Source organism: Marinobacter sp. ATCH36, assembly GCF_023555055.1.
Lineage (GTDB): Bacteria > Pseudomonadota > Gammaproteobacteria > Pseudomonadales > Oleiphilaceae > Marinobacter.
In genome coordinates this window covers 532,261-548,591 of sequence record NZ_JAMJPL010000001.1, presented here as the reverse complement: position 1 = coordinate 548,591, position 16,331 = coordinate 532,261, and the positions used below count along the sequence as shown (strand labels likewise).

Genomic DNA, 16,331 nt, shown 5'->3' with positions numbered 1-16,331 from the left:
CACAGTTTCGGGAGGCTCCGCCCAGCCAAGCGCCCTAGCAATCAGGTAGCTTCATCTTTATTTCTTAAGCCGCTGTGGATGGCTTCGTCCACTAACCATCGCCGCAGCAGTTGAATTCCCTTTTCTCTCCGGCGGCTGGTTTTCCAGGCGAAGTAGAACTTATCGCCGGTCATAACCGAGTGGCAGGGTAAACGGACGAAATCCCCGGAATCCTTTCGTGTGCTGAGCATGTAATCGTTGGTCAGGGCGATGCCCTGATGGAAACGCGCCGCCTCCAGAGACAACAGCATATGGCTGGAATGCAGCAACCGGCTTGAAGCGGGCAGCTTCAGGCCAGCCTCTTGATACCAGGCCTCCCAGTCACCCCCCTGCTTGTCGTAGATACTGTGGGTAGACAGCAACGGAAACTGTGCCACCATCTCCGGCGTTAACGACACCGAATCAGGATCAGCATTGACCTCATCCAGCCCCAGCTCACGACGAATCCGCTGCCAGTAATCCTGGCTGCACACCGGAAACAGCCGCTCGGTATACAACAGGTCATAACTGAACGCTGCCGACGCGGGCTTGATGGTGATAAAACAATCTGCCACACGATCGGACAACGTCGGGTTCTCGCTGCTCATCTCCAGCGACAGCTCCAGTTGCGGATGCAGCCTCTGCAGGTCCGGCAACCTTGGCGCCAGCCAGCGCACCGCAAAGGAACTGAACACCGACAGCCGCAACCGCGACTCCTCGTGCCCCAGCAATTGCTCACTGACCCGCTCAATCTGCAACAACGCCGACCCCACACCATCCAGATACTGCCGCCCCTCATCAGTCAGCGTCAGCGTCCGCCCACTACGCCAGAACAGCTTCTCGCCCAGGTAGGTTTCCAGCAGTTTGATCTGATGACTGACCGCACTCTGACTAACAGCCAGCTCCTCGGCCGCCAGCGAAAAACTGTTCAACCGCGCAACGGCCTCGAATACGGGCAGTGATCTCAGAGGTGGAAGCTTCATTATCTATTTTTCTAATACCTTTTGTTTAAAGATCATTTTATCGGATATTAGCACAGGCATAGAATGCTATCACAAAGGTCGGGGAGCTGAGCGGGTAGACCTCTCCAAAACCGTGCGGAGCCATGGATGGCGGAGCCCGAGCGTCACATGGATGTGCCGAAGGAGCGTGTTTTGGAGAGGTCTACCCGCTCGGCGAATGCTCCGAAGCCGGATATCAAAGAGTTCAAGGGGAGTCTAATGTCAGGCAAAACCATAAACAGCGCAATCCTACTGCTGGTGATTGGCAACGCCATGGCATTGATTAGCGACGTCTTCATCAAACTGCTGGAACCCGGCGCCCCCATATTCCAGTTTGCCTTCCTGCGCTGCGTCATCACCCTGCTGCTTTTGCTACCGCTGGCAGGCCAACTGAACCGCAAGCACCTGTTCTCCGGCTTCAAGGTTCACGCCGTGCGCGCGCACGTCCATCTCGTTGGCATCCTCTGCATGGTCGTTGCCCTCGCCAACCTGCCACTGGCCACCGCCAATGCCGTATTCTATGCCGCACCAATACTGGTGATGGTGCTGTCCGTCATAATCTTCCGCGAAAAGCTCACCCCATTGAGCGTATTCGCCGTATTCAGTGGCTTCGGCGGTATCATCGTTATCCTGCGGCCAATGGAATTCAATTGGGCCGCCATCGCCGCTCTGGCCTCTGCCTTTGCCCTGGCCATCAACGCCGTCATGGTGCGCAAGCTGCCCCGGGAGCAATCCACGGTCCACAAGCTGTTGCTGAACTACGTGCTGATCATACCCGCCGCCGGTGCCCTGGCCCTTTGGGAAGGCGCCGCCTGGGACAGTTCCATACTGGTCAGTGCTCTGGGTTCCGCCCTGTTTATCCTCGGTTACAACATCACCGTATTGCTGGCCTATCGGCAGGTGGATGCCAACCAGGTCACCAGCGCTGAATACACCGGGCTGATCTGGGCGGTAGGCATTGGCTGGATATGGTTTTCAGAAGTGCCAGATCTGTGGTTCCTGGCGGGCAGCACCATGATTGTGGTGCCACTGATACTGATCGGACTGCAGAGCCGGCGCCGCGCAAGGGCGCCGGCCAGGGGTTTTAACCCGGATACTCAGCGCGTCACTTCGATGAGCAGTTGAGCACCCTGCAACACCCGGTAATCCATTGGATAGGAACCGCTGTTGTAGCGGAAACGATAACGGGAGCCATGGTCATTTCTGTGGTGATAACGGCTCTTGTTCCAGTGGCGCTTATGGCCATGGTACCCGTGTTTACGCTTCTGATATTTCTTGTGCTTCCAGCCGTGATGGCGCTTGTTGTAGTGCTTTTGATGCCAGCCATGATCGCGGTCCCGGTAACCATGCTTGCGGTCACGGTGTCCATGGTAGGCATGCTTGTCGCGGTGCTGCGCCGACAACAGTTTCTTATGCTGAGGCGCGCCTTTTCCCTGGTCCACTTTCTGGTGGTACCCGGCCTTGTGATCCTGACGCTTGTAGGAATCCGCCATGGCGGGTGTCGCGGCCATCATCAGGCCGATCAGGCAACTGCCGATCAGAAACTTTTTCATCGTTCTTCTCCCGATCTTCTCAGATCCCGGATATCAGTACCCGCAGACACTTTGTGGGTACTCCCTGGATTCAGATTACGGGATTGGCGGGAGATGTCAGGCGATCAGAGCCTGCTTTGCATTTCTTTTACGCGATCCGGCCTTAACTGACACAAATTCTCATAAACCGGCCTGAAGGGTTTCGCCTCCCTCCAGGCCGGAGTCCATCAGCTGCCAGATGTCTTGAGGAACAGGAAGTGGCCTCGATAGGGGGTGACCACTACGCCTTCCGAGTCGCGTGCATCGTCAGGTGTACGCACATCGCTCACAGACCGATCGTTCCAGTTATACGTCCAGATGACACCGACACCGTCCTCGCGGACGACTGCAACATCGTATTTCGCGTTACCGGTATCAAAATCAGGGCTGATACCGACAGAAACATCTATCACGTTATTACTCGCTGCTTCAGGTACATCCAGGTAATTGCCTTCCCAGTCCCAGGCCACAACATCACCGTTTATGGTGATAGCAACGACAAACCTGGACTGCCAAACCTTGAATTTCGCGATCGGATCCAGGCCGGCGGGGATCTGCGCTACCTCTTCAGAGGGAAATCGAGACAGGTTCACGTCAGCGACACGCAGCATCCGATTATTAATATCGGTATAGAAGAAGGACCGGTTACTGATTGCAGCGCGATCGACATCCTGAATGTTAAATTGGTCCAGATTGTCGCGGTCAAAACAGTTGCTGGTGTCAAACTTCACACACACATTTTTCGGTTGGCGATCCGGGCCGGCAATAACGATTTTTCCTTGAGAGCCATCTACAATGCTATGGACCGGCGCTGGCAGCAGATCGTCTTCGCGAGGATCAAGATTGGACTCCCCGCTCCAGATCAAGTACTCACCATTTTCACTGAGCGCCCCACCCAATAATTTGCCAATTGCAGCTTCCTGGAATTTGCCGGACGGGGGGAACGGCAGGGTGACTGTCTGGTCTTCGCTAAAACCGCCCGGCGTCAGAACGTTCCTCGTTTTAAGGCTGGTATCCGCGACAAGCTCGCCGTTGCTATCGATGGCAACGTACGCGTTACGAGGAAGCTCCATGCTCACTGACGCAAGATCATTCCGCCGAGTCATTTGCTGAAGAATCGATGCCGCATCTTCAGACAGTTCTGCGGCGTTTTCAGCCCTGTAAAACGATACGTTATTTGGCGGAATAATGCGGTAATTGCCTTTCGCGCCGCCACCACAACACCCACCGGAGGTGACAACAGCCTCATAGTCGTAGGTACCCTGCAGAATCGAGTCGCCGGCAACGAGATCGTAATCCTCATAGCCCGCACCGCCATTGTCGTACTCGTAATAAAGGCGGATAGAGGCATTGCGCCCCTCGGGTGTGTATTCGTAGCGTACTGGTGTCAGAACCTGGCCGGTTTCCGGGTTGGTGCCCTGAACCTGGCCATCGGACGAGAAGTCGTAAACTACCGTAAGCCCCTCTGCCACACTGTTGGCACCGGCTTCGGTAACCGTAAACTCGATGCGCTCACCGACGATACTGCCCGGATAATCGCGATTCTCCGCAGAAGCCGTACCGTCACCAGACCCGCCTCCACCACCGCCGCCACAGGCAGTAAAAGCCATGCTGGCTGCCACAATCAGCGCCATGACGCCCCAACGGTCATTCTTGTTGTCGATTTTTTGAAACCCACTGTCCATCCGAAACCTCCTGATACTGGAATGGAACTGCGCCCTCAGTGGAAGGCATTCGGGATCAAGCTATCAACAGCGGTTGTCGGGCGCATGGCCCATTTGAGGTATGGGGAGCAAAAAAATCCCGATTAGCAGGGATGGTTTACGAAGTCAGCAAGCGTTCAATCGTGAACACGTGGACATCGTCGTCTCCCAAATGGCGCAGGGCCTGGGCGAGTTTCAGCAGGTATTCGTCGTTACGACCGCTGGGGCCCGCCGCCCCGGCAATCTGATGGGCAATATCCGCGTCTGGTGCGTCGCCCAGAAACGCCTCGTTATCCTCAGTGGCAATGTAGACCAGACCCTGCTCCTGGCTGCCATCGTTAAAGGTCATTGTGGTGCCGAAGCGCAGATAACCGTTCTTCTCCCGGTGATCCAGGTGCTCAAAAACATCCGGAGATACTCGGTAGGCCACGCCCTTGCATAACGCACCGGGCTGTTCGATGAGAGTCACCACCCGTCCTGGTGACTCGATGGTGCCCCGATGATCATGGGAGCCTTGCCAGAATCGACGAACCCAACCTTCAATCGCCGCAGGACGCTGCTCAAGGAACGGAAAATCCACCTTGTAGATCAGCGACCCATAACCGAACAGCCAAACCGAGGACACACCCTCGAAGCTCTGGCGTATACGGTTATGCTCGATAGTCGATACAGACATAATCCGCGATTACCTCCAAAACCTCTTTAAACCGAAGCCATGAAACCGGCAATACCCGTCAGTACGATCTCTGCCGCCATGGCAGACAGGATCAAACCGCTGATCTTGGACAGTATGTTCAAACCGGTTTTACCCAGCACCTTCTCAAGGTAACCCGACAGGTGCAGCAATACCGCCAGTATGACCAATCCCGACACCAAACCAAGAAGGCCTCCGGCCACCTCGGAGAGGCTGTTCAGTTCGGCGCCATACACCAGGATGGCACCGATGGTCGCCGGGCCGATCATCACCGGGATGGCCAGGGGTACCACGGCAATATCGTCGCGGTCTTCATCCGGCAGACCGGTGGCGTGGTTGCGGGTACCGCTGGTGACCAGGCTGATCGCGGTCAGGAACAGCAGGCTTCCGGCGCCAATCCGGAACGAGTTCAGCGTAATACCGATGGCACTGAACAGCAGCGGGCCTACAAAGAAGAGTATCAACCCCAGGATCAGTGCTGACAGGGTTGAACGGCGGATGATGGAGCTCTTTTCCGCCACCGGCAGCCCTCGTGTGAGCGCGAGGAACATGGTCACCACGAAGAACGGGGCCAGCAGGAACAGGAATCGGATGGTACTGCTGATATAGGTACTAAAAAACGCTTCAAACATTCAGGGTATCCGGCCAAGAGTAAAAACGGCACAGCATAGCGGCAGCGACGCCGAAGTGCCGTACGGAAGTAAACGTACTCTATCGTTTAATACTGGGTTTCCGGGCTTTCCGCGGTTTTCCGGATTTGGCAGGCTTTCCCGGCCGCTGGGGTTTGCCTCGTTTTCCAGCCGGCTTTACGGCCGCTGCATTCTTCCCTCGTGGCCCCTGCGGCGGTTTCGCATTCTTTTTACCCGGCTTTTTGCCTGGAAGCGTCTTCCTGCCGGGCGGATTTTTCGTTTCACTGCGGGTATCCGGGCTGACCTCCGATGACGAATCCCGGATCATATCAAACAGGCCCGCCAGTTCTTTCTCGCCCAGATCCCGCCACTCGCCCACTGGCAACCCCTTCAGGCTGATGTTCATGATCCGCACCCGCTCAAGCTTGGTGACGTCATACTCAAAAAATTCACACATGCGGCGGATCTGCCGGTTCAGGCCCTGGACCAGCGTAATACGGAAGACAAACCGGGAGACCTTTTCGACTTTACAGCGCTTGGTCACCGTGCCCAGTATCGGCACACCGGCGCTCATACCCTGCACGAATTCCGCGGTCACCGGTTTGTTGACGGTGACCAGGTATTCCTTCTCATGGTTGTTGCCGGCCCGCAGGATCTTGTTCACCAGGTCGCCGTTGCTGGTGAGGAAAATCAGCCCCTGGGAGTCCTTATCGAGACGGCCAATGGGGAAGATTCGCTCGCCGTGGCCCACATGGTTGACGATGTTCCGGGGTTCCGCCGGGTCGGTGGTGCTGACCACGCCCACGGGCTTGTTCAGGGCGATAAAGATCAGGTCTTCTTCGTCCCGGGGCTCGATCAACTGGCCGTTGACCGTCACCCTGTCACCGGGCAGGACCTGGTCCCCCACCTGAGCCGCCTTGCCATTGATGGCGACATTGCCATTCTCGATATAGCGGTCTGCCTCCCGCCGGGAACACATGCCACTCTCGCTGATGTATTTATTGAGGCGGGTCGAGTTTTTACCGGGCATGGGGTTCCTGTTCAGGGTCGATTAAGGTCGGGGTATTAGGCCGCATGCGGGGATACATAGCTGAATCGCTTGCGGTATTGCTCCATGGTACAACCTACCGTGCGTTTGAAAAGCCTTCGGAACGAACTGGCGTCTTCGTAACCCACGCTCCAGATGATGCGGGCGGTCTGGTCGCGGCTGGATTCCAGCAGATGTTTCGCAGCTTCTATGCGCAGGTGTTGCAGGTAGCCGATAGGGGTTTCCCCGGTGGCTTCCTTGAAGCGGCGCTTGAAGGTGCGGGTGCCTAGGCCGGCCACCGCCGCCACTTCGTCAATGGTCAGCGCCTCGGCATAGTGCTGCTCCAGCCAGGACTGGGCCTTGCGGATGGCGATGTCCTGATGGGCTTTCTGACTGTAGAACGCCATGTAGGGGGCCTGCTCCGTGCGGCGGCCATCCAACACCAGCATCTTGCTGCAGGCCAGGGCCACAGCGGGGGAGGCGAAACGCTCCACCAGATAAACACAAAGGTCCATAAACGCCGTGGCGCCACCGGCACAGATGACCTGCCCGTTGTCCACCAGCAACTGCTCTTCCTCAAGGCGAATATGCGGGTACCGACTGCGGAACAACGATGCGGCCCGCCAGTGGGTAGTGGCGACCTGATCCTCCAGCAACCCCGCTTCCGCCAGTACGAAACTGCCGGTGCAGACGCTCGCCAGCACGGTCCCCTGTTCCAGGGCCTCTTGCAGCCAGCCATGCAAGGGTCTGGCAGGAGCCAGGGTTTGCTCCAGGCGCTCTGCGCGCACAGTAGCTTCCACCGAGGAGCCGACCACAATCAGATCCGCACGAAAGTCGCCCCGTCGAATCGTCGGTGTCACCACTGCTCCGCTGTATCCGCGAACGGGTTCATCATCCACCGTCACCACCTGACAGTTGAACAATGGTTCACTGCGGCCAGCCGGGGCCCGGCCGCAGTAATTGGCAACGGTAAAGAAATCCATGATGCCGTGGACGCCCGATGCGTGACAGTTGGGAAAGGCAATGATGGCTACGTTGAACATGGAAATGGCCCTTTCAGCATTTTATATGTCAAATATGACACTCCTACTGGCATCCCGCAAGCCCTAACCTGAACCTGTCATCCACCAACGCAGGAAGAAGGACTTTCACCATGACCTCACAACTGAACACCCAGTCAGAGATCTTCCAACGCCCACTCACTCAAAATGCCCCGAAAAGCGTCGGGCTTTCAGCAACCCGGCTCGCGCTGCAGCTGTATTCCCGGGTGTCCCCCCGGAAAGCGGGGCATCTGGTAAATCGCATGGCGTTCAGGCCTTCCCGCCTGCCCATGCCGATCCGTTATGAATACCTTCTGGACAACGCCGACAGCTACACGCAGCTCCAGCATGGCAGCCGCACCATCCCGGTGTATTCCTGGGGCCAGGGCCCGGTTGTTCTTGGCGTCCATGGCTGGGCCGGTGCCGGCATCCAGTTCGGCGCCTGGATCCATCCGCTGGTGGAAGCCGGCTATCGCGTGGTGCTGTTCGATGCCCCGGCCCATGGCCGCGCCCAGGGCGAGAGTACGGACCTTTTCGAAATGTCCGAAGTCACTGCGAAGGTGGCGGCCAGTGTCGGCCGGATCCATGGGGTGCTGGCCCATTCCATTGGCTGCATCGCCGTCGCCAGAGCCATCGCGGATGGCCTTCAGCCCAACTACCTGGTGATGCTGGCACCCCCAGTCGGCCTTACCGCTGTGATGAATAACCTGGGGCAGCAACTGGGACTGAGCGAGGAGGTTCTGGCAGTTCACCTACAGTTGATGGAAGAGCGTTTCGGCAAATCGGTCTGGGAGCAAATGAACCTGGAAGCCCTGTCCCGGTCACTCACCCAACGGGGCCTGATCGTGATCGATGAGGACGACACCTCTATCTCGCCGGATGAAAGCGAGCGGATTTACAACAACTGGGAAAACGCTGACGTGTTACGTACCCGTGGCCTCGGCCACCATCGCATGCTCTGGAGCCCCATGGTTGTGGAAACCGTGCTCAGGGATCTGGGCCGACCAGTGGACACAGTCTGATTGCGCCGTAACCGCTGGCCGTTTATGGTTTGGCACCAGACTTTTCCAGAACCTGGAGCCCCGCCATGCAACTGTCCGACCCGAAACAGCAACAAACGCCCCGTGGCCGCTTCGCCTGGCGTGAAGGCGGTAACCCCGAAGGCCAGCCGCTGGTAATGATCCACGGCTGGCCGGAGAGCTCCTACTGCTGGGAGCATGTGGCAGCACACCTGAAACCGGGCTTTCGCATCGTTGCGCCGGACCTCCGGGGGCTGGGCGACAGTGAACGCACACCGGAACAGAAGCACTACAGCAAACAGGAAATGGCACAGGATGTGATCAGCCTGCTGGACAGCCTCGGCATCGGGGACTTCCAGCTCGTGGGCCACGACTGGGGCGGCATAGTCGCCCAGGAAGTCGCCCTGGCCATCCCCGACCGGGTGCGCAAACTGGTGATCATGAACATTGCCATCATCAACAACCTGAAGGGCAACCAGGAAGTGATCGAGAAGGTGCGTTCCGGCAGTGGCGCGGCCTACTGGTACCAACACTTCATGCAGACGCCGGACCTGCCAGAAGCGATGATCCCCGGCGCCGAGGAAGCCTGGCTGGGGTTTTTCCTGAAAACCTGGAACAAGGAACCCTTCCCCCGGGACGCGCTCGACGAATACCTCCGCACCTTCCGGATTCCGGGCACGGCCCGCACGAGCTCCAATTACTACCGGACGTTTCCCGAAGACGCCAAACGCTGGGCCACCACAGCAGGCCATCGCTGGCCTATGCCCGCAATGTATGTGTATGGCAACAAGGATAAGGTGATCATTCCGGAATACCTCAATCATATTGAGGAATGCTTCGAGTCAATACGTGTAGAGCAGGTGGAAGCGGGGCATTTTCTGCAGGAAGAGCAGCCCGCCGCCGTCGCCGGCCACCTCAACGATTTCCTGGAAACCGACTGACGGGCTATCGGGACGGGCTGACGTAAACCCAGTTGGTGCCGACGTTGTCACACACGATGATATCTGGATTGATCACCGTGCACAGCGATAGATCCTCCGGCAGTTCATCGTGGTAACGAGCCTTTACCGCCAGGGTTTTCTTGTCCTGTTTGAGCAGTGAATAGGTCCGCTCCATGCGCTCGGCGAAGTCGACACCGCCGGCTTCCATGGTGTGGAAGGCGTTATGGAAAGCGGTAAAACTCATGGTGTTGGCGCCCAGGCCAATGTCCAGCATTCTGGGGATATAGCGATCGTAGGCGTCTGACAGGTAGCGGCGTACCGCTTGTTCATCGTTGCGATCACCCCTGAACGGGCTCAGCCCCAGGCGATTGTCTTCACCAAGAACGTCACTCTCCAGCTTGCTGTTAGGCTGATTCATCGCCAGGTTGTATCGCTGTTGGGGACAGGCAATGCGCTCACCTTGCAGGCGACAGTCCGCCAGCTGCCCGTACTGTGGCTGATCAACTTCCGGCTCGGGGCGGTCGGGCTCCGATTCTGTGTCAATTGGTCTTGGGGCAGGCGCTGCCGCGGCTGGAGCTCCGGGTTCCGGGACTTCCAGGCCGAGCCGACCGGCGGGGCGTCGCAGCAGCAGCGCCTGCACCTGCGGGTCGTTGCGTTTGAAGTCAGTAGGTGAAGGCAGCCCCGCACCCTGTCCTTCACTGACTACCTGGCAGTAGAGTTTTTCCAGGTCGGTTTTGGCACCGCCCATGCAATCATCACTGGCGGCGTGGACGGCGCCAGGGCATAGGCAAAGCACCAGCAGGACCAGCCCTCTAGTTGTCATCACGCTGTCCCAGCGCCACCCGGGCCATCAGGTCTTCCACCCGACGAATCGTCTCGGCATCGCCTTTCTTGCCCGTGAGCACCACCTGCGATCCGATGGTGGCGACATACATCAGCAGCGACAGATCCCGGATGCGCTGGGGGTCACTGCTCAGGCGTTCGTAGAGTTCGCAGTTCTGGTTGATCCGTGCCTCGTCAACCTCGTTCACCAGATCCGCTGCATAATCATTGCGCCGGGCGAAATCCCGAACTGCCAGCTCTACCTGCAGGCGACGGATGTTTCTGGAAGCATCGGTCAGCAGCAGCTCAAGAATCTGCCGCAGCTCGGTTTCAAGATCTCCGCCTTTCGGCTTCCAATACTGCAACTCGTGAATTCGGCGATCTCTCCAGCGATTCAGAAAACTCACCACCAAGTCTGCATGGTCCTTGAAATGCCAGTAAAAGCTACCCCGAGTCACTCCCAGTTTTTTCGACAACGTCAGTACCCGCAAGTTGCTGAAGCCGCCGGCTGCGACTTCACCGGCAGCGGCGTCAAGCCAGTCATCGCGGGTTAGCTGCGTTTTGTCTTTAGACGTACGGCGACTGGCTTTTGTGGGTCTAATGTCGGTCATTCTGGAATTACATCCTGTTGCTGTCGATCAATGTGCATTTTACATGAGCAGGCTATGAACCGAGTGTGAGTAAGCGGACAGGTGATTCCAGAACCGTCCGGAGCCATGGATGGCGGAGGCCGAGCGTACAGGGACGTATTCACAGCGTGTTCTGGAAACACCTGTCCGCTTACTCCGGCGTTCACTCGCAAGCATAAGGCTTAAGGAGGTCCGAAACCATTGACCACATGTGAAACATACATTAGTGTACGGATCAACAATACACCAGTGTATGGAGATTCCAAGAAGGGTCTTCACGCCATCGATCAACCCGATTCCAGCATCAGGGAGCTGAATAATGAGTACCGCCCACTACGAAGTGAACGGCCACACCACCGTCATCCGCCTGGATAACCCACCGGTCAACGGCCTTGGCCTTGAACTGCGCCGGGGGATTGTAAACGGCATTCAGAAAGCGGAAGCCGACGATGCTGTTAAAGCCGTTGTGCTGATTGGTTCTGACCGCGCCTTCTCCGGCGGCGCCGACATTAGCGAATTCGGCTCCGATAAGGCCACCACCGAGCCCAACCTGAACACCGTGATCAACTATGTGGAAAGCAGCCGCAAGCCGGTGATCGCCGCCATTAGCGGTGCCTGCATGGGTGGCGGTCTGGAGCTGGCCCTGGGTTGTAATTACCGCATTGCCAAGCCGGACGCGCAGATTGCGCTACCGGAAGTAAAACTGGGCCTGCTGCCCGGCGCCGGTGGTACCCAGCGTTTGCCAAGGGTGATTGGTGCCGAGCACGCCCTGAACATGATCGTATCCGGCAGTGTAGTGCCAGCGAAGCAGTTCAAGGGCAGCGCGCTGTTTGATGAAATTATTGACGGTGAACTGCTGGATGCGGCCATCGCCTACGCCACTAAAGTGGTCAGCGAAAACCTTCCGCTGAAAAAAGTGCGCGACCTGAAAGCCAAGCATCCGAATCCGGAAGGCTTCTTCATGTTCACCCGCAACACCGTGGGTGCCATGGCCAAGAACTACCCGGCCCCGCTGAAGTGCGTGGACGCGGTGAAAGCCGCCGTCACCATGCCCTTCGACAAGGGTATGCAAGTCGAGCGCGAAGCCTTTGTGAACCTGATGCAGACCCCGGAATCCCGCGCCCTGCGCCACGCGTTCTTCTCCGAGCGCCTGACCAGCAAGATTGCCGATGTGCCATCGGACACACCAACTCGTGATATCAAGTCCATGGGCATGATCGGCGCCGGAACCATGGGCACTGGCATCAGCATCAACTTCCTCAACGCCGGTATTCCGGTCACCCTGATCGACATGAAGCAGGAAGGTCTGGATCGTGGCGTTGAAGCCATTCGCAAAGTCTATGAGGGCCGCGTCAAGAAAGGCCGCATGAGTGAAGACGATGCCAAGGCCAAGATGGCCTTGCTGACACCGTCCCTGACCTATGACGACCTGAGCAACGTGGACCTGGTGATTGAAGCGGTCTTCGAGGATATGGGCGTCAAGCAAGCCGTATTCGGAAAACTGGACGAAGTCTGCAAGCCCGGCGCCATCCTGGCGTCCAACACTTCCACCCTGGACTTGAACAGGATCGCCAGCCTGACCAAGCGCCCCGAGGACGTTATTGGCCTGCACTTCTTCAGCCCCGCCAACATTATGAAGCTGCTGGAAGTCGTGCGCGGCGAGAAAACCGCCAAGGACGTACTGGCAACCGCAATGAAGCTGGCCAAAGTCATCAAGAAGACCGCTGTGGTCTCTGGCGTGTGCGACGGCTTTATCGGCAACCGCATGATCAACCAGTACCAGCGCGAAGCCCTGTTGATGCTGGAAGAAGGTGCCAGCGTGCAGCAGATCGACAAGGCCATCGAGAAATTCGGCTTTGCCATGGGCCCGCTGCGCATGGCCGACCTGGCCGGCGGTGACATCGGCTGGGCAATCCGCAAGCGCCAGTACGAAGAAAACCCGCACATGGTGAAGATGGTGGTGGCCGACCGCCTGTGCGAAATGGGCCGTTATGGTCAGAAGACCGGCGCCGGTTTCTACCGCTACGAGCCGGGCAACCGCAACGCCCTGCCGGATCCGGAAGTGGACAAGGTGGTGGACGAGGTCCGCACCGAGCTGGGCATTACCCCGCGCAAAATCAGCAACCAGGAAATCGTCGAGCGCTGTGTGTATGGGCTGGTGAACGAAGGCGCACAGATTCTGGACGAAGGCATCGCCCAGCGCGCCTCCGACATCGACATGGTCTACCTGACCGGTTACGGCTTCCCCGTGTTCCGCGGTGGCCCCATGCACTACGCCGAGGAAGTCGGGCTGCCTAACGTGGTGCGCGCCATGCAGGCCTTTACCGAAGACCGCCACACCCAGCCAGGCTTCTGGGAGCCAGCCGCCTTGCTCGCCAAGCGCGCTGAAGACGGCAAGGGTTTCGACGCTAAATAAACCGGTCCACGAATTTTTTCGGAGAATTATTATGTCCAATGACGTTGTCATCGTATCCACTGCCCGCACGCCCCTGGCCAAATCCTGGCGCGGCGGCCTGAACATGACCCACGGCGCCACCCTGGCGGGCCACGCCATCCAGCACGCAGTCGAGCGCTCCAAGGTCGACCCCAACGAAATCGAAGACGTACTGATGGGCTGCGCCCTGCCGGAAGGCTCCACGGGTAACGATGTGGCCCGCATGGGCGCGATTCGCGCAGGTCTGCCAGTCACCGTCGGCGGCGCTACTATTAACCGCTTCTGCTCCTCCGGCCTTCAGGCCATTGCCATGGCCGCACATCACATTGCCGTGGATCGTGTACCGGTGATGGTCGCAGGCGGCGTGGAGTCCATCTCCACCGTGCAGGCCAACGTCAACCAGAACTACTTCATGGAACCCTGGCTGGCCAAGAACAAGCCGGAGCTCTACTGGTCCATGCTGGACACCGCCGAAACCGTGGCCAAGCGCTACGGCATCAAGAAAGAAGACATGGACGAATACGGTGTCCGCAGCCAGAACCTGGCCGCCAAAGCCCGTGAAGACGGCAAATTCGACGACGAAATCGTGCCGATCACCACCACCATGGGCGTCGCCGACAAAGCCACCGGCCAGCTCAGCAGCCAGGAAGTCACCGTCAGCCAGGACGAGGGCATCCGTCCGGACACCAACCTGGAGGGCGTCAGCAAGATCCGCTCGGCGATGGAAGGCGGCGTAGTCACCGCCGGCAACGCCAGCCAGTTCTCCGACGGTGCGTCCGCGTGCGTTCTGATGGACAGCAAAATCGCCGAACAGCGCGGTGCCACTCCGCTGGGTATCTTCCGCGGCTTCGCCGTTGCCGGTTGCGAGCCCGACGAAATGGGCATCGGCCCGGTTTTCGCCGTTCCCAAGCTGCTCAAACGTGCCGGCCTGACCGTAGATGACATCGGCCTGTGGGAACTCAACGAAGCCTTCGCCGTTCAGGTTCTCTATTGCCAGCGCAAACTGGGCATCCCGATGGACCGCCTGAACGTCAACGGCGGCGCCATCGCAGTCGGCCACCCCTACGGCACCACCGGTTCCCGCCTGGTCGGCCACGCCCTCATCGAAGGCAAGCGCCGCGGTGTGAAGTACGTTGTGGTCACCATGTGCGTCGGTACTGGCATGGGTGCGGCTGGGTTGTTCGAAGTAGCCTGATTTTATTGGCCTGAGGCTTTGGGGGGTAGCGGCTGGCAGGTAGGGCTCGTCCAAAACGCGCTCCTTCGGCCCATCCCTGGGGCGCTCGGGCTCCGCCATCCATGGCTCCGCACGGTTTTGGACGAGCCCTACCTGCCAGCCGCCCATAGCTCCGTGCAATGCGCAACAAGTGCAACTTTTGAACGGTGAGGCAACATAAATGCCTTATGCAATCTAAAAAAGCAGGCACGAACAAACTCGAAGCGTCGGATGGGTATCCCCTTTCAAAACTGTACGGAGCCATGGATGGCGGAGTCCAAGCGTCACATGGATGTGCCGTAAGGAGCGTGTTTTGAAAGGGGATACCCATCCGACGCCTACTCCAGGTTTGAAGACAACGCTTTGAGAACTCTCAGGCAACTCCAAAAAAGAGGTGCAATATGGACCTGAATTACACACCAGAACAGGAAGCCTTCCGAACCGAAGTCAGGCAATTCCTGGATGAAAACCTCCCGGACGACATCCGTGAACGGGTACAGAAACGACTGCGCCCGGACAAAGCGATGACCGAACGCTGGCAGAAGATTCTGTTTGATAAGGGCTGGGGCGCCTCCACCTGGCCGGAAGAATTTGGTGGCACCGGTTGGGATCCGATTCAGCAGATTATCTTCGAGGAAGAGTGTGCGATTGCCGGTGCGCCGCGCCAGTTGGATTTCGGGCTGCGTATGGTCGCGCCGGTGATAATGACGTTTGGCAACGATGAGCAGAAACAGCGCTTCCTGCCGGGCATTCTCAGTGGCGAAGACTGGTGGTGTCAGGGTTACTCCGAGCCAGGCGCTGGGTCAGATCTGGCATCACTGCGTACTTCCGCCAAGCTTGAAGGTGACCATTACGTCGTCAACGGCCAGAAAACCTGGACCACCCTGGGACAGCATGCAGACTGGATTTTCTGTCTGGTGCGGACCAGCACTGAAGGCAAGCCGCAGCAGGGGATTTCGTTCCTGCTGATTGATATGAACACCCCGGGCATCGAGGTGCGGCCGATCATCATGCTGGACGGTGAGCATGAGATTAACGAGGTCTACTTCGACAACGTAAAGGTGCCCGCTGAAAACCTGGTTGGCGAGGAGAACAAGGGCTGGACCTACGCCAAGTTCCTGCTGGGTCATGAGCGCACCGGCCTGGCCAATGTGGGGCAGTGGAAGGCGTTGATGAAGCGCCTGAAAGAAGTGGCGCGGCAGGAACAGGACGGCCAGCGGCCTCTGATCGAGAACATCCGCTTCCGCGACCGGCTGGCGCAGCTGGATATGGAGCTGCGAGCTCTGGAGCTGACGGTGTTGCGCGTGCTGACGGACAAGAACGGCCCTGGGGCACTGGCATCAAGCCTGAAAATTCGTGGCACCGAGGTTGGCCAGCAGCTGTTCGAGATGCTGATGGAAGCGGGCGGCCAGGACTCCATCGCCCATATTCCGGAGGCGCTGGAGCTGGAATACAACGGCCCGCGTGCCGGCTCGCTCGATGCAACGCCGTCGGCAGGGGATTACTTCAACATGCGCAAGCTGTCGATCTTTGGCGGGTCTAACGAGATCCAACGCAACATCATTGCCCAGCTAGTGCTTGGCCTTTAAG

15 protein-coding genes are annotated in these 16,331 nt (G+C 58.3%); 6 read left to right on the top strand and 9 right to left on the bottom strand.

All coding sequences use genetic code 11. From position 1 onward, the window contains the following. Positions 1-41 precede the first annotated feature (41 nt). Complete coding sequence (locus tag M8010_RS02425; protein WP_250087830.1) at positions 42-1,001, bottom strand: LysR substrate-binding domain-containing protein; 960 nt, start codon at positions 999-1,001, stop codon at positions 42-44. A 237-nt stretch (positions 1,002-1,238) separates the two neighbouring features. Between M8010_RS02425 and M8010_RS02420 the strand changes: the two genes are divergently transcribed. After that, the gene (locus M8010_RS02420) at positions 1,239-2,144 is read left to right on the top strand and encodes a DMT family transporter (protein WP_250090096.1); all 906 of its coding nucleotides are present in this window, start codon (positions 1,239-1,241) and stop codon (positions 2,142-2,144) included. Here the strand turns inward: M8010_RS02420 and M8010_RS02415 are convergent. The 6 genes from M8010_RS02415 to M8010_RS02390 form a co-directional block, all read right to left on the bottom strand. Next, positions 2,117-2,572: a hypothetical protein gene (locus tag M8010_RS02415; protein WP_250087822.1), complete on the bottom strand. Its 456-nt coding sequence runs from the start codon at positions 2,570-2,572 to the stop codon at positions 2,117-2,119. The genes M8010_RS02420 and M8010_RS02415 overlap by 28 nt on opposite strands. 206 nt (positions 2,573-2,778) lie before the next feature. Beyond that, a complete protein-coding gene (locus tag M8010_RS02410) occupies positions 2,779-4,275 on the bottom strand; it encodes a hypothetical protein (RefSeq protein ID WP_250087812.1) in 1,497 nt (498 codons plus the stop codon). A gap of 136 nt (positions 4,276-4,411) precedes the next feature. After that, positions 4,412-4,969: a gamma-glutamylcyclotransferase gene (locus tag M8010_RS02405; RefSeq protein WP_250087804.1), complete on the bottom strand. Its 558-nt coding sequence runs from the start codon at positions 4,967-4,969 to the stop codon at positions 4,412-4,414. Between the two features lie 26 nt (positions 4,970-4,995). Next, positions 4,996-5,619 carry a MarC family protein gene (locus M8010_RS02400; protein ID WP_250087801.1) on the bottom strand — a complete coding sequence of 208 codons (624 nt, stop codon included), beginning with the start codon at positions 5,617-5,619 and terminating at the stop codon, positions 4,996-4,998. A gap of 79 nt (positions 5,620-5,698) precedes the next feature. Continuing rightward, the gene (gene rluF, locus M8010_RS02395) at positions 5,699-6,646 is read right to left on the bottom strand and encodes a 23S rRNA pseudouridine(2604) synthase RluF (protein ID WP_250087791.1); all 948 of its coding nucleotides are present in this window, start codon (positions 6,644-6,646) and stop codon (positions 5,699-5,701) included. A gap of 35 nt (positions 6,647-6,681) precedes the next feature. Beyond that, entirely contained in the window at positions 6,682-7,686 is a 1,005-nt protein-coding gene (locus M8010_RS02390) for a GlxA family transcriptional regulator (RefSeq protein WP_250087788.1), read from the bottom strand. Between the two features lie 110 nt (positions 7,687-7,796). Here M8010_RS02390 and M8010_RS02385 point away from each other — a divergent pair, with 110 nt between their 5' ends. Then, the gene (locus tag M8010_RS02385) at positions 7,797-8,705 is read left to right on the top strand and encodes an alpha/beta hydrolase (RefSeq protein WP_250087778.1); all 909 of its coding nucleotides are present in this window, start codon (positions 7,797-7,799) and stop codon (positions 8,703-8,705) included. A gap of 65 nt (positions 8,706-8,770) precedes the next feature. Continuing rightward, positions 8,771-9,643 (top strand): alpha/beta fold hydrolase, encoded by an 873-nt coding sequence (locus tag M8010_RS02380; protein WP_250087777.1) that lies wholly within the window; start codon positions 8,771-8,773, stop codon positions 9,641-9,643. Between the two features lie 4 nt (positions 9,644-9,647). Here the strand turns inward: M8010_RS02380 and M8010_RS02375 are convergent, their stop codons facing one another. After that, positions 9,648-10,466, bottom strand: a complete 819-nt coding sequence (locus M8010_RS02375; protein ID WP_250087775.1) for a hypothetical protein — start codon at positions 10,464-10,466, stop codon at positions 9,648-9,650. Next, positions 10,456-11,076: a TetR/AcrR family transcriptional regulator gene (locus tag M8010_RS02370; RefSeq protein ID WP_250087766.1), complete on the bottom strand. Its 621-nt coding sequence runs from the start codon at positions 11,074-11,076 to the stop codon at positions 10,456-10,458. Before M8010_RS02370 ends, M8010_RS02375 begins: the two co-directional genes overlap by 11 nt. Positions 11,077-11,413: 337 nt before the next feature. Between M8010_RS02370 and M8010_RS02365 the strand changes: the two genes are divergently transcribed. The 3 genes from M8010_RS02365 to M8010_RS02355 all read left to right on the top strand — a co-directional run bounded on the left by M8010_RS02365 (position 11,414) and on the right by M8010_RS02355 (position 16,330). Next, on the top strand, positions 11,414-13,510 hold the full coding sequence (locus M8010_RS02365; protein WP_250087764.1) for a 3-hydroxyacyl-CoA dehydrogenase NAD-binding domain-containing protein: 2,097 nt from the start codon (positions 11,414-11,416) through the stop codon (positions 13,508-13,510). Between the two features lie 31 nt (positions 13,511-13,541). Then, positions 13,542-14,723 (top strand): acetyl-CoA C-acyltransferase, encoded by a 1,182-nt coding sequence (locus M8010_RS02360; protein WP_250087763.1) that lies wholly within the window; start codon positions 13,542-13,544, stop codon positions 14,721-14,723. Between the two features lie 419 nt (positions 14,724-15,142). Continuing rightward, positions 15,143-16,330, top strand: coding sequence for an acyl-CoA dehydrogenase family protein (locus tag M8010_RS02355; RefSeq protein ID WP_250087760.1), 1,188 nt, complete (start codon positions 15,143-15,145; stop codon positions 16,328-16,330). Position 16,331 lies beyond the last annotated feature (1 nt).